We start from the raw sequence: 12610 nt of genomic DNA on the forward strand, positions 1-12610 counted from the left end.
CCGTCGAACTGCCCGACGTCCTCAATGGCGTCGCGCGGTTCAGCAGCTACGGCGCCTACGGCAACGCGTACCTGTGCAGCCTGGACGTCTCCCTGCCGGTGCCGATCTCGGAGGCCAGATCGCCGGCCGCGTCCGCGCCCTGGCTGTAGCCGATGAGCGCGAAACGTGTTGCCGCGCAGCGCGCCGCCATGGCGGACATGAGGCCGCGGGCATTGCTCACGGCTTCGTGCTTGGAGCGGCCGTACACCTCGCCGTCCCAGGGGAAGGCGGTGGCCGGATAGCTGACGTAGTCGGTGCGGACCGTGCCGGGCAGGCCGCGGGTGACTTGCGAGAGCATGCCCTGTTTCGGGTCGTCGACGGAGGTTTCCCAGGTGCCGGGGACCGCGATCACATTGAGGTTGGGGCAGTCCGCGGGCGCGGCCTGCGCGCCGGGTGCGCCGGTGGCCGTGAGGATTCCGGCCGCGGTCGCCACCGCCGCGAGCGCGCTGCTCGCCGTTCTGAATGCTCGTGTTGCTCGAAAAGACAAGGTTCGCACCCCTTGTTCGAATCGTTCGGACGATTTCTCCACCGCATGGTCGGTGCCGGGGCGGCACGTCGAGCAGAACATACCAAAGGTCGAGGCCGGTCTCGAGACTGATTGCGCGGGAAACGCCGAGAACCGGACGGATGGGATAATTGACACCTGTTCTCATTGCTCGGCGTGGCGGCGCGCGGCGGAAATCGAATTCCCGTGCGCCGCGCCGATTTCGCCGATCGCAATTCGCGGACCGGTAGCCGATTCCCCATTGCTATCAATCGACGCGCCGCCCCGTCGACGCGACTCGAGGCCGATGATGTGGGAGTATTCCGTGCGGGAGAAGTTCTGGCAGTGGTCACGGACGCTGAGCCGTCGATTCGCTACAGGGCAGGAGGGAACCGGCGGATATGACTATCCGGGCAACGAATATCGGGGAACATCAGCACATCGCGCTGCCCACATTCGGAGATGTGTTGCGGCGGTTGCGGGATCAACGCGGACTGTCCCGGGAGCGGCTGGCATTCTCGGCCGGGGTCAGCGCCAGTTATGTCACGCGGTTGGAGAAGGGCGGGAAAACCAAGCCCACCCAGGCTGTGGTCGACGCGCTCGTGAGATGTATGAGTCAGCGGAATCCGTTGTCGGACACCGAGCGTCGCCATCTCTACGATTTGGCCGGGCTCACCGGCGCGGGATATCCGGCGGTCGCGGAGTTGAAGAGATCGATCGGCGCCGACGCGCTGCGCCTGCTCGCCATGCACCGGCCGAAGCCGGCGGCGTTCTACGACACCCGCGGCAATGTGCTGGCCGGGAACATCGAATGGGCGCAGACGTTTCCGGGGCTGGCCGAGAACGGAAACCTGTATCGGTGGATGTTCGCCGATCCGGCGGCCCGGCGGGTGATGGCCGATTGGGAGGCCGACGTGCGGCAGTCGGTGAGCTGGCTGCGCGGGACCGTCGGGGCGCTGACCGATCCCGCGGTGTTCGGCGATCTCATGCGCGAGCTCGGCGAATTCCCGGAGTTCCGGCGCTTCTGGTCCGCCGGTGACGTCGGGTTCGCGCCGCCCGTGCGGACCATGCGGCTGCGTGATCCGGGCACGGGCGAGCTGCGGCTGTATCGCATGCAGGTGGGCATACTGGAATCCGTCGCGTATCCCGGCCTCATCGTCGCCACGGTGGGGCTGCCCGCCGGTTCGGCTAATTGATCGGGGTGAGGATCACGACCGGGATTTCGCGCTCGGTCCAGGCCTGGTAGGTGTCGAAGTCGGCGTAGGCCGCCACCAGCAGCGGCCAGAGCCGGGCGCGCTGTCCGGCGTCGGCGGTGTGGGCGCGCACCGCGAACCGGTCGCGGCCGATCTGGATGTGGGTGTCCGGGCTCGCGCACAGATTGCGGTACCACTGCGGGTGTTTCGGCAGCCCGCCCTGCGAGGCCACCACGATGGTGTCCGCGCCGTCGCCGATGTACAGCAGTGGAACGGTGTAGACGGTGCCGGACTTGCGGCCGCGATGCTCGAGCAGCAGCGTCGGCACCGGCTTGCGGAAGCCCGCGCCGATCCGCCATTTCCCGCCGATCCGGCCGCCGGTGCGGCGGTAGATCCAGACCTGCGCGCGGCCGGTGTATTTGAAGATCTTGGGCAGGACCGGGGAGTCGAGTTGCGGGGGCCGCGGCGGGGTGGTGGTCATGGGCTTCCTTTCACGCCCCTCGACCATACAGTCAGGACCATGTGTATGGTCAAGGTGTGCGCACGCATGGATGGTCCGGATCAGCTCCCGCCGACGACGCGGAGGCGATCGACCGCATCGTGGCCGCCGCCCGCCGCGCCATCGACCGCTCCGGCGACGAGTTCAGCATCGCCGAGGTGGCCCGCGATCTCGGCGTCACCCGCCAGACGGTGTACCGCTATTTCCCCAGCGCGGAAGCGCTTTTGACCGCGACGGCCATCGCGCAGACCGAGCATTTCCTGAATGTGCTGGCCGAGCGGCTGATCGAGATTCGCGATCCGGCGACCGCGGTCGTCGAGGGCATCGCCTACACCCTGGAGCGTCTGCCGGAGGAGAAATACCTCGGTCTGTTGCTGCGCCCGGGCCGGGCCAGTGCCTTCTCGGCGGGCGTAACTTCCGATACCGCAAGGTCTTTCGGGCGTTCCCTGCTGGAACGCTTCTCGGTCGATTGGGCTGCGGCCGGACTCGCGGGTGACGACCTGGATCAGCTGGTCGAGCACATGCTGCGCATCGTGCAGTCGTTCGTCATCGATCCGGGCCGCCCACCGCGACGGGGCGCGGAACTGCGCGACTATCTCTCGAAGTGGGTCGCGCCCGCCCTGGCATAGGGAAACCCCGGGGCCTAGCCTGCCCCGGGGCCTCGGTGGCCGCCCAATTGCGGCACGCCGACACGTTTAAGAACGGGTTCAGTCTCAAGTTAACGTGACGCTCTGCGATTGAGCTACAGCCCATTGGTGGCTGGGCTGGCAGGAGTTGAACCTGCAACCTTCACGCTGACAATCCATTCCTTCGATTCGGCGTTCGGCGGCGAATACTGAAACTGGAGCGATAGTGTGAGTTTGAAGGCGCGGTGCCTCTGCCGGTTGGGCTATCCCGCCGTGCGTGGCGGGAGGAGGATTCGAACCTCCACTGGGCCGCTGTGCCTGTCACAGTTGAACTTCTGTTTCAGCTTGCGCTCCTTGCGCACTGCCGACTGTAGCCGCCTGAACGTATTCAGCCAAACAAATATCCGAAGACTTCCTCGCCCAGCTTGCGCTGGGTGATCTCGGCGTTGTTGGCCTCCTCGCGCGCGAATTTCACTGCGTGCTGGAGCTTTTCGACACGCTCGACGAGCTCGTTGACGCGCTTGGCGGGCAGTGCGCCGGAGAACCGGATGGTCCGCCAATAGCCGACCACCACATCCTCGTGATACACCTCGACCTGCGCCGGATGCTTCTCCGTAGCTTCGGCTTTCACGTGGTTGCGCGGAATCTTCTTGGTGCGCACCGTCTGTACCGGCTCGGTCGCGTAGCAGTCCGCGGCGGCGTCGTACTCCCACGACTCGGCGGCGTCCAGCACCGGCAGTTTGCGCACGAAGGTGTGCAGGTCCACCAGCTGCTTCTCCAGGAACAGCAGGTAGGTGATGGGCGCGTTCTCGATCAGGGTGCGGCCGTCGACGACCACGTCGGCGGTGGCGGTGCAGTTCGCCCAGTCCTTGGTGGCGACCACGTCGAACAGTTTGGTCAGGATTTCCGCCGTGGTGTGCAGGACTTCCTCGGATCTCACCTGGACGCGCGTCGACTCGGGCGGCAGCTGCTCGCCCTCCTCGTCCTTGGGGCGGTAGGTACGCGAAATGCCGCTCAGCAGCGGGTTTTTGGCCAGCTTGTGATGGGCCTCGGTGAGCTCGGAGAAGGTGCGGGACTTGATCCCTTTCTCGACGGCGACAATCTGATTCAAACGTGTCATTCCGGCACTGTATCGATGGATCTGTGTTGGCGGCCAGGCATTTTCGGCGCTCGCCTCGACGGTTGCGGCCGGTATTGGACCGTGTGCGCGGTCGTCGCGCGTCCGGTGCGGCCGGCGGTCCGCCGTGACCTCGCGGTGGTGTCCCGATTTCGCGCGCTGGAGCCCGGATCCCGGATCGTCGAGCCCGCCTGCGCCCACGGCCGGTGCGGTGGCGTGAGCGGCGGGCAGCGCGATCCCTCCCGCTGCCGTGTGGGCCTACCGGGTCGCTCGGCCCGGCCTGCGCCCGCGCGCCGCGCAGCCGCGCTCAGCCCGGAATCCGGCGTGCGGTAGAAAAGGTACGGCGTCGTGGACGCATTCCGCTGATGCCGCCGCCGAGGAGACTTCGTGCGGTCATCGACATCTGAACGGAGAGGCTGTTTCATGGCGACCTCGGAAGCGCGCGCCCAGATCGGCGTGACCGGCCTGGCGGTCATGGGTAGCAATATCGCCCGCAACTTCGCCCGGCACGGGTACACCGTGGCCCTGCACAACCGCAGCATCGGCAAGACCGATGCCCTGCTCGCCGAGCACGGCGGTGACGGTGACTTCATTCGCACGGAGACCGTCGAAGAGTTCGTGGCCGCGCTGGAGAAGCCGCGCCGCGTGCTGATCATGGTGAAGGCGGGCGACGCCACCGACGCCGTGATCGAGGAGCTGGCCGCGGCCATGGAGCCCGGCGACATCATCATCGACGGCGGCAACGCCCTCTACACCGACACCATCCGCCGTGAGGCGGCGATGAAGGCGCGCGGCCTGAACTTCGTCGGCGCCGGCATCTCCGGTGGTGAGGAGGGCGCGCTGAACGGCCCCGCCATCATGCCGGGCGGCCCGAAGGAGTCCTACGAGTCGCTGGGCCCGCTGCTGGAGTCGATCGCCGCCCAGGTGGACGGCGTCCCCTGCTGCACCCACATCGGCCCCGACGGTTCCGGCCACTTCGTGAAGATGGTGCACAACGGCATCGAGTACGCCGACATGCAGCTGATCGGTGAGGCCTACAACCTGTTCCGCGACGCGCTGGGCTTCGACGCCAAGCAGATCGCCGACGTCTTCACCCAGTGGAACTCCGGCGACCTGGAGAGCTACCTGGTCGAGATCACCGCCGAGGTCCTCAACCAGGTCGACGCCAAGACCGGCAAGCCGCTGGTCGACGTGATCGTCGACGCCGCCGAGCAGAAGGGCACCGGCCGCTGGACCGTCAAGTCCGCCCTCGACCTCGGCATCCCCGTCACCGGTATCGCGGAAGCCGTCTTCGCCCGCGCCCTGTCGGGTTCCCGGACCCAGCGCGCCGCCGCCAAGGGCCTCGCCTCCGGCGTCCTCGGCGAAAAGCCCACGGATGTCGCCGAATTCACCGAGGCGATCCGCCAGGCCCTCTACGCCTCCAAGATCGTCGCCTACGCCCAGGGCTTCGACCAGATCGCCGCAGGCTCCGCCGAATACAACTGGGACCTGCGCCCCGGCGACCTCGCCACCATCTGGCGCGGCGGCTGCATCATCCGCGCCCGCTTCCTCAACCGCATCAAGGAAGCCTACGAAGCCGACCCGGCGCTGCCGTCCCTGATCCTCGCCCCGTACTTCCGCGAGGCCATTGAGACGGCCATCGACAGCTGGCGTCGCGTGGTCGTGGTCGCCACCCAGCTCGGCATCCCGGTCCCGGCCTTCGCCTCCTCCCTGTCCTACTACGACGGCCTCCGCGCCGAGCGCCTCCCGGCCGCCCTGACCCAGGGCCAGCGCGACTTCTTCGGCGCCCACACCTACGAGCGCATCGACGCCGAAGGCAAGTACCACACCCTGTGGAGCGGCGACCGCAGCGAAGTCCCCGCGTAATTCGCAGCGGGACAACCAGTCTCACCTGGAAAGGCGGGGCAGGCGCCCTCCCGGCCCTGCTCCGCCTTTGTAACCCGACCGATGCAGCCCAGTCAGAGCGGCAGGCACAACAGCAGGATTATTCGGTCGGGGTGGGTTTCGGTTTGGATGGGGCCGGCTTGGACGCTGTAGGAGCGGATTTGGCCGGAGTTGGGGTTGCGGAGGCGTTGGGTGCGGACGGGTGGGACGAAGTCGACCCCGCCTTCGGACCAGTAGTGGCGGAAGTGGGGGTAGCGGGCCAGGTCGGCTACCAGGGCGGTGATGGCGGGGTCGTCGGGGATGCGGCCGACGGTCGCGCGGAGCCATTGGACGTAGAGGCCGGCTTCGGATTGCCAGTCGGCTATGACGAGTTTGGCGACGGGGTTGCCGAACATCCAGTGAATGATGTTGCGGTCCTCGCGGACTCCGGGGAACGCGGCGTACCACGCGTCGTTGGCGTCGAGGATATTGCCGCACGGGTCGACGTAGGCGGCCAGGGCGGGGTGGAAGAGGGCCAGGGCCTCGTGCTGGTCGGGGGTGAGGGAGGCGTGGAGTTCCTCGGGGTCGGGGTTGTCCTCCACCCGGATGCCGGCCAGGTCGAAGAGATGTCTGCGGTCGGTGGGGGTCAGCGGTGTCCGGGTGTCGAGGCAGCGCATCAGGGCCTCGACGACGGAGCGGGTCGGATTGCCGCGCTCACCCTTCTCGAGCAGGGTGACGTAGCTGGCGCTGACGCCGGCCGAATAGGCGAGGTGTTCGCGGGAGAAGCCGCGTTCGTCGCGGAGGCGGCGCAGGGCTTGGCCGAAGGTGGGAATCGAGATGTCATCCGCTAGCCGGTCGCCGTTTCCGGTCACCGATCCCGCCTTCCCATTGCCTGCTCGTCTCGATTTCCGCTCGCAGTCACCGACGAGCAACCCTTAACGGGATGCTGCCACAGAACTCGTTTCGCGACGATCCTGCGTTGGATCCAGTTTGTGTGTGTCGAAGCGCTTGTGGCGGCACGCCGCACGTGATAATCGCGCTTACCACATCGGGGCGCGATCGGGTACTGGGAAGGTGCTGGGTATCGCCATGGAGTCGGCGCAGAGTCCGCGTTCGGCTCTCGTCGGGACATGGTGGGCCGCACTACCTTTCGAGGCGTCTTCGAATTCGCTCTCGAAAGGTTCTTCATATGTGGGCTCTGGTTCTGGCCGCGGTCGGTCTCATGACGGGTAGCGCGGTGGCCGCGGGTGCGGCGGGCAGTTTGGGATCGCTGGCCGGGAATATCTGACCGGTCAGGGCTGCGGGTCCGCGGCCATCGCGTCGCGGACCGAAGTCTCCCGCGCGCCACGGAATGTCGGCTCGGGTCGCGCCAGAATGGAATACACCGCCTTGGTGTCGGCCAATTGCTCGCGCAGCCAATTCTCGCGGTAGACGGTGTTGTGCGGCATGGTGTCGTCACCGACGGCGACCGTATCGATCCCGGCCGCGCGGCACAGCGCGATGGTGCGGGGCAGGCTGAAATCCTGGGTGACCGCGATGGCGGAGGTGACGCCGAAGATGTCGTGGGCGCGCACACACGATTCGTAGGTGCTGAATCCGGCGTAGTCCAGCGCGATCTTGGCGGCGGGCACGCCCTGCTCGATCAGGTAGGCGCGCATGCCGGTCGGCTCGTCGTAGCTGGGGCGGCCGTTGTCGCCGGTGAGCAGCAGCGCCTTCACCTTTCCGGCCTCCAGCAGCCGGCGGCCCAGATCCAGGCGGGCCTTCAGATAGTCCGACGGCTTCCCGTTCGGCTTGACCTCCGCGCCGAGCACGATGGCGACATCGGCGGACGGCACGGTCGCCACGCTGTACTCGTACTTCCGGTGCGCCAGCCGGATCCACAGATCCGACGCGACCAGCACCGTGAACCCCAGCACCGCGAGCACGGCGCAGATCTTCACCACGCGCCGCAGCGGCAACCGGGTGGCGAGCCGGGTGCGGGCGGAACGGAGGGCGGAACGCAACTGCATGGCCGTCAGTCTGCCGGAACTCGCCCCATCGATCGAACGACTTTCCGCCCGCGCCTGTGCATTCGAGACGACGAGATCAGGCCGGTCGCACGCCGATCATCGGCAGCACCGTGCGCCGTGCGAACTCACGCGCGGCCGTCTCGTCGGTGAGCGGGATCAGCCCGTCCGGCGTCAGCACCAGCGACTGCCCCAGCCGCGCGAACACCTCCGCCACCAGATCCGCGTCGAAGTCCGGCAGGTCCCCGGAAGCCTGTAGCGCGCGCAGCTTCTCGGCCAGATAGGCGCGCCCGACCGCGAGCACCGGCCCGGCCTCGGTGGTCAGCCGCGGCAGGATGGTCTCCGGCTCGGTGCGCAGCAGCCGCCGCAGCAGTTTGTTGTTGGCCAGCTGAATGATGAACGCCGCGAACACCTCGACCAGCTGTGCCTGCCCGGACTTGCCGCCGGCGGCGATCCGCACCCGCTCGTCGATCTCGGCGATGAACAGCTGCGCCTCGCGCACGCCGACCGCGGCGACCAGATCGTTCTTGGATTCGAATCGCCGGTACAGGGTGGCGGGACTGATCCCGGCGCGACGGGCGATCTCCCCCATGCTGGTTCGCTTGATCCCGAAGTCCAGGAACGCCGACAGCGCGCTTTCCAGTAGCTGTTCGCCTTCGCTCCGCGGCTTCTCGAGAATGCGTTGCAGGATGGTGGGAACGGACGGCATCGAGTCTCCAGTCGATCGGGTGGACGACCCCGCGACAGCGCGGTGAACGGCCGAGGCGCGGTAGCGCACAGGCCGATCCGAAAGTATCTCATTGCCTCGGGGGCACGGTCCGTACCCCGTCCGATCAGTGAACGCCCGGTCCGGTCAACGGACGTCGAGGGCGGCCATTTCGCTCTCGATGGCATTGGCGGCGAAATCGATGCCGCTGGAACGCAGTTCGTGGACGCGGCGTTGGAGCGCCTCGAATCCCCCTGGCTCGGCCGCGATGTCGGCCACGCTGATGCGCTGTCGGTGCATACTGTCGTGCTTGTACGACACCGTGAAACCTCCTGCTAGCCCCGAGCACGCGCCCCGGCTGGCGGCGGCACAGCCCGGGCCGCCGGGAACGCTTCGCCCGATGCTAGCAGCGGACTTAATGGTCACTTGTTCAGTGTGGGGGATTTCACACGCCCCCTTCAGTCACGCCTCTTGACCCTGCCGGTGCAGCGCCGTGTTGTGCAGGTAGGCGACCGCATTCAGGCGAATGTGATCACGCTCGGCCTCGCTCAGCTCCCGGCGCACCTTGCCCGGCACCCCGGCGACCAGCGACCCCGGCGGAATCTGCGCGCCCTCCGGCACCAGCGCGTTGGCCGCGATCAGACTGCCCTCGCCGATCACCGCGCCATTGAGCACCGTGGCACCCATGCCGATCAGCACGTCGTCGCCGACGGTGCAGCCGTGCAGAATCGCGTTGTGCCCGACCGAGACCCCCTCGCCCACGGTGCACGGGAAGCCCGGATCGGCGTGCAGCACGCACCCGTCCTGGATATTGCTGCGCGCGCCCACGGTGATCTCGTCCATGTCTCCGCGCAGCACCGCCGAATACCAGACGCTCACTTCGCTTTCCAGCCGCACCCGGCCGGCCACGGTGGCGTTGGGCGCGATCCACGCGGTCTCGTCGATCGTCGGTGCGTGCTCACCCAGCTGAATCCTCATGGGGCGAACTTAGCGGCGGAACAGGGCGCGGTGGGCCGCGGGGGTGGTGCCCAGCATGCGGTGGAAGTGATGGCGCAGATTGACGCCGGTGCCCAGGCCCGAGTCGGCGGCCACCCGGTCCATGGTGTCGTCGGTGGACTCCAGCAACAATCGAGCATGATCCACCCGCTGCTGCAGCAGCCACTGCTGCGGGCTGGTGCCGGTGCGGTCGCGGAAGCGGCGGGTGAAGGTGCGCCGCGACATCAGCGCGGTGCGGGCCCAGCCGTCCAGATCCACCGGCTCGTCGAGATGCGTTCTGGCCCAGACCATGGCGTGCTCGATCGGATCCTGATCGCCGGGCTCGGGCACCGCGACCGGAATGTACTGCGCCTGTGAGCCGCTGCGATGCGGGGCCAGCACCAGCCGGCGCGCCAGCTCGGCGGCGACCCGGCTGCCGTGGTCGGAACGCACCAGATGCAGGCAGCAGTCCAGCGCGGCCGCCACCCCCGCGGAGGTGATGAGGTCGCCGTCATCGGACCACAGCGCATCCGAGCGCACCCGGACCGCGGGATAGGCGCGGGCCAGTTCGTCGGCCGCCGACCAGTGCGTGGTGATCTCGCGGCCGTCGGCCAGCCCGCTCGCCGCCACCGCCCACGCGCCCAGGCACAGGCCGACGATGCGCGCCCCGCGGCCGTGCGCCCGGCGCAGGGTGTCTCGCATCGCCGCGGGCAGTGGGCGATCGCGCTCCCAGCTGGGGACGACGACGGTGTCCGCGGTCTCGGCCGCCTCCAGGCCGTGGTGGACGACGATGTCGAAACCCGCGGCGGTGGAACAGGTTCCGGGCTGTTCGGCGCACACCACCACGCGGTAGGGACTGTCGTCCGGCCCGCCGGCTCCGATCCGGCCGAACACCAGCGTCGGCACCGACAGGTGGAAGGGGCTGATCCCGTCGAACGCCAGGACGGCCACGGTGTGCTCGGCACTCATGGCCCGATCTTATCGATGCGCGGCCTTCGGGCCACTGTCGGTGGCGGCGGCGGGCCGCGAAACTCGATGCCATGACGAACACGATCGACACCGCGGCCGCCACCACCACCCTCGAACTCCTCCACATCGGAGGCCCCACAGTGCGATTCGGCTACGGCGACCTCGTCTGGCTGACCGACCCCACCTTCGACGAGCCCGGCGAGTACCCGGGCCCGGTCACCCTCTACAAGCTCACCGGTCCCGCCGTGCCCGCCGCCGCGGTCGGGCCCGTCGACGTGGTGCTGCTCTCCCACGACCAGCACGCCGACAATCTCGACCGGTCCGGGCGCGAGTTCCTGGCGGGCGTCGAGACCGTGCTGTCCACCCCGGACGCCGCCGGACGCATGGAAGGCGTTCGGGGACTGGCGAACTGGGAGTCGGTGACCATCGGCGGCGTCACCGTCACCGGGGTGCCCGCGCTGCACGGCCCGGAGGGCTGCGAACCGTTCTCGGGCGTCGTCACCGGATTCGTGTTGCAGGCCGACGGGCTCCCGACCGTGTACGTGTCCGGCGACAACGCCTCGGTCGACTACGTGGCGACGATCGCGGACCGCGTCGGCGGCATCGATATCGCCATCCTGAATGTGGGCGCGGCCAATGTGGGACGCTTCGGCGATCAGGACGTCACCCTCAACGGGCGCACCGCCACCGACGCCTCGGTCGCGCTCGGCGACGCGCTGATCGTGCCCGTGCACGCCGAGGGCTGGGCGCACTTCACCGAGCACCTCGACTATCTGACCCACCTGTTCACCATCGCGGGCCGCGCCGATCGGCTGCGCATCCCCACCCCGGGCGAGGTCCTGCCCATCACGGTCGCGGTCGCTTCCTGACCGCCGCCGGCGAATTCGGGCCGTGGCGCTGATGGCGGCGCGGCCCGGGCGGGGGAACTATGGCGGTATGAGAATCGGGGTTCCACGGGAGGTCAAGGAGCAGGAGTACCGCGTCGCCCTCACCCCGGCCGGTGCCGGGGAACTGGTGCGGCAGGGACACGAGGTGCTGATCGAGGCCGGCGCGGGTATCGGGTCCGGATTCCACGATGCCGACTACCTCGCGGCGGGCGCCCGCACCGCGCCCACCGCCGACGACGTCTGGGGCGCGGCCGAACTGGTGTTGAAGGTGAAAGAGCCCATCGCCGAGGAGTATCCGCGCATGCGGGCGGGGCAGGTGCTGTTCACCTTCCTGCACCTGGCCGCCTCCCGCGCCTGCACCGACGCCATCCTGCGCTCGGGCATCACCGCCATCGCCTACGAGACCGTGCGCGCCGCCGACGGCAGCCTGCCCTTGCTCGCGCCCATGAGCGAGGTGGCGGGCAAGCTCGGCAGCATGGTCGGGGCCTATCACCTGATGGCGCCGCAGGGCGGGTCCGGTCTGCTGCTCGGCGGGGTGCCGGGCGTGCGGCCCGCGGACGCCGTGGTGCTGGGCGGGGGAGTGGCGGGCAGCAACGCGGCCACCGTCGCGGTCGGCATGGGGGCGCGGGTCACGGTGCTGGACACCAATATCGCGCGCTTGCGGGAACTCGACGCCCGGTTCGGCGGGCGGATCACCACCATCGGATCGAATACCGCCGAGGTCGAGAAGGCCGTGCTGGCCGCCGATCTGGTGATCGGGTCGGTGCTGGTGCCGGGCGCGCGCGCCCCGAAACTGGTGCCCGACAGTCTGGTCGCGCGGATGCGGTCCGGCGCGGTGCTGGTCGATATCGCCATCGATCAGGGCGGCTGCTTCGAGAGCTCGCATCCGACCACACACGCGAAACCGACGTTCCACGTGGCGGACACGCTGTTCTACTGTGTCGCGAACATGCCGGGCGCGGTCCCGCACACCTCCACCGTGGCGCTCACCAATGTGACGCTGCCGTACGCGCGCGCCATCGCGGACCTGGGCTGGGCGGGCGCGTGCGCCGCGGATCCCGGTCTCGCCCAGGGGCTCACGGCCGACGCCGGGCGGCTCTATTCGCCCGAGGTGGCGGCCGCGCACGGCCTGGGGCCGGCGACCTACTCCTCGTCCTGACAACGGCGCCCGGAGGCGGACGGCCGTTCGGTGCCGGACCCGTACTACGGCGACCAGTCCGATTTCGCGCTGGTGCGCGAGCAGATC

14 protein-coding genes are annotated in these 12610 nt (G+C 68.7%); 5 read left to right on the forward strand and 9 right to left on the reverse strand.

Annotated features, from left to right (window positions below; translation table 11 throughout):
* Positions 1-55 precede the first annotated feature (55 nt).
* Entirely contained in the window at positions 56-472 is a 417-nt protein-coding gene (locus ACWELJ_RS30265; protein ID WP_452369519.1) for a cutinase family protein, read from the reverse strand.
* A gap of 452 nt (positions 473-924) precedes the next feature.
* Between ACWELJ_RS30265 and ACWELJ_RS30270 the strand changes: the two genes are divergently transcribed.
* Positions 925-1719, forward strand: coding sequence for an MmyB family transcriptional regulator (locus ACWELJ_RS30270; RefSeq protein ID WP_452369520.1), 795 nt, complete (start codon positions 925-927; stop codon positions 1717-1719).
* Here ACWELJ_RS30270 and ACWELJ_RS30275 read toward each other — a convergent pair.
* Entirely contained in the window at positions 1712-2197 is a 486-nt protein-coding gene (locus ACWELJ_RS30275) for a nitroreductase family deazaflavin-dependent oxidoreductase (RefSeq protein WP_452369521.1), read from the reverse strand. The genes ACWELJ_RS30270 and ACWELJ_RS30275 overlap by 8 nt on opposite strands.
* 56 nt (positions 2198-2253) lie before the next feature.
* On the opposite strand from ACWELJ_RS30275, the gene ACWELJ_RS30280 reads away from it, so the two are divergent.
* Positions 2254-2844: a TetR/AcrR family transcriptional regulator gene (locus tag ACWELJ_RS30280; protein WP_452369522.1), complete on the forward strand. Its 591-nt coding sequence runs from the start codon at positions 2254-2256 to the stop codon at positions 2842-2844.
* Between the two features lie 385 nt (positions 2845-3229).
* On the opposite strand, the gene ACWELJ_RS30285 is transcribed toward ACWELJ_RS30280, so the two are convergent.
* Positions 3230-3961, reverse strand: a complete 732-nt coding sequence (locus ACWELJ_RS30285) for a DUF7873 family protein (protein WP_452369523.1) — start codon at positions 3959-3961, stop codon at positions 3230-3232.
* 420 nt (positions 3962-4381) lie between these two features.
* Here ACWELJ_RS30285 and gndA point away from each other — a divergent pair, with 420 nt between their 5' ends.
* Positions 4382-5824, forward strand: coding sequence for an NADP-dependent phosphogluconate dehydrogenase (gene gndA, locus ACWELJ_RS30290; RefSeq protein ID WP_452369524.1), 1443 nt, complete (start codon positions 4382-4384; stop codon positions 5822-5824).
* A gap of 92 nt (positions 5825-5916) precedes the next feature.
* Here gndA and ACWELJ_RS30295 read toward each other — a convergent pair whose 3' ends face one another.
* From ACWELJ_RS30295 to ACWELJ_RS30320, 6 genes are all read right to left on the reverse strand, one after another.
* Positions 5917-6693, reverse strand: coding sequence for a helix-turn-helix transcriptional regulator (locus tag ACWELJ_RS30295; RefSeq protein ID WP_452369525.1), 777 nt, complete (start codon positions 6691-6693; stop codon positions 5917-5919).
* Positions 6694-7113: 420 nt separating this feature from the next.
* Complete coding sequence (locus ACWELJ_RS30300; protein ID WP_452369526.1) at positions 7114-7830, reverse strand: SanA/YdcF family protein; 717 nt, start codon at positions 7828-7830, stop codon at positions 7114-7116.
* A gap of 76 nt (positions 7831-7906) precedes the next feature.
* Positions 7907-8536, reverse strand: coding sequence for a TetR/AcrR family transcriptional regulator (locus ACWELJ_RS30305; protein ID WP_452369527.1), 630 nt, complete (start codon positions 8534-8536; stop codon positions 7907-7909).
* 144 nt (positions 8537-8680) lie between these two features.
* Positions 8681-8854: a hypothetical protein gene (locus tag ACWELJ_RS30310; RefSeq protein ID WP_452369528.1), complete on the reverse strand. Its 174-nt coding sequence runs from the start codon at positions 8852-8854 to the stop codon at positions 8681-8683.
* 141 nt (positions 8855-8995) lie between these two features.
* A complete protein-coding gene (locus ACWELJ_RS30315; protein WP_452369529.1) occupies positions 8996-9511 on the reverse strand; it encodes a gamma carbonic anhydrase family protein in 516 nt (171 codons plus the stop codon).
* A gap of 9 nt (positions 9512-9520) precedes the next feature.
* Entirely contained in the window at positions 9521-10477 is a 957-nt protein-coding gene (locus ACWELJ_RS30320) for a GlxA family transcriptional regulator (RefSeq protein ID WP_452369530.1), read from the reverse strand.
* Positions 10478-10548: 71 nt separating this feature from the next.
* Between ACWELJ_RS30320 and ACWELJ_RS30325 the strand changes: the two genes are divergently transcribed.
* Together ACWELJ_RS30325 and ald are read left to right on the forward strand one after the other, a co-directional pair.
* Positions 10549-11346: an MBL fold metallo-hydrolase gene (locus ACWELJ_RS30325; protein ID WP_452369531.1), complete on the forward strand. Its 798-nt coding sequence runs from the start codon at positions 10549-10551 to the stop codon at positions 11344-11346.
* A 67-nt stretch (positions 11347-11413) separates the two neighbouring features.
* Positions 11414-12523: an alanine dehydrogenase gene (gene ald / locus ACWELJ_RS30330; RefSeq protein WP_452369532.1), complete on the forward strand. Its 1110-nt coding sequence runs from the start codon at positions 11414-11416 to the stop codon at positions 12521-12523.
* Positions 12524-12610 lie beyond the last annotated feature (87 nt).

This window comes from Nocardia sp. NPDC004582 (assembly GCF_053602115.1).

What these genes read in the sequence shown, in the direction of transcription:
- ACWELJ_RS30320 (WP_452369530.1), bottom strand. Translation starts at nt 10,477, where the DNA reads ATGAGTGCCGAGCACACCGTGGCCGTCCTGGCGTTCGACGGGATCAGC.
- ACWELJ_RS30325 (WP_452369531.1), top strand. Translation starts at nt 10,549, where the DNA reads ATGACGAACACGATCGACACCGCGGCCGCCACCACCACCCTCGAACTC.
- ACWELJ_RS30270 (WP_452369520.1), top strand. Translation starts at nt 925, where the DNA reads ATGACTATCCGGGCAACGAATATCGGGGAACATCAGCACATCGCGCTG.
- ACWELJ_RS30300 (WP_452369526.1), bottom strand. Translation starts at nt 7,830, where the DNA reads ATGCAGTTGCGTTCCGCCCTCCGTTCCGCCCGCACCCGGCTCGCCACC.
- ACWELJ_RS30315 (WP_452369529.1), bottom strand. Translation starts at nt 9,511, where the DNA reads ATGAGGATTCAGCTGGGTGAGCACGCACCGACGATCGACGAGACCGCG.
- ACWELJ_RS30305 (WP_452369527.1), bottom strand. Translation starts at nt 8,536, where the DNA reads ATGCCGTCCGTTCCCACCATCCTGCAACGCATTCTCGAGAAGCCGCGG.
- ald (WP_452369532.1), top strand. Translation starts at nt 11,414, where the DNA reads ATGAGAATCGGGGTTCCACGGGAGGTCAAGGAGCAGGAGTACCGCGTC.
- ACWELJ_RS30285 (WP_452369523.1), bottom strand. Translation starts at nt 3,961, where the DNA reads ATGACACGTTTGAATCAGATTGTCGCCGTCGAGAAAGGGATCAAGTCC.
- gndA (WP_452369524.1), top strand. Translation starts at nt 4,382, where the DNA reads ATGGCGACCTCGGAAGCGCGCGCCCAGATCGGCGTGACCGGCCTGGCG.
- ACWELJ_RS30275 (WP_452369521.1), bottom strand. Translation starts at nt 2,197, where the DNA reads ATGACCACCACCCCGCCGCGGCCCCCGCAACTCGACTCCCCGGTCCTG.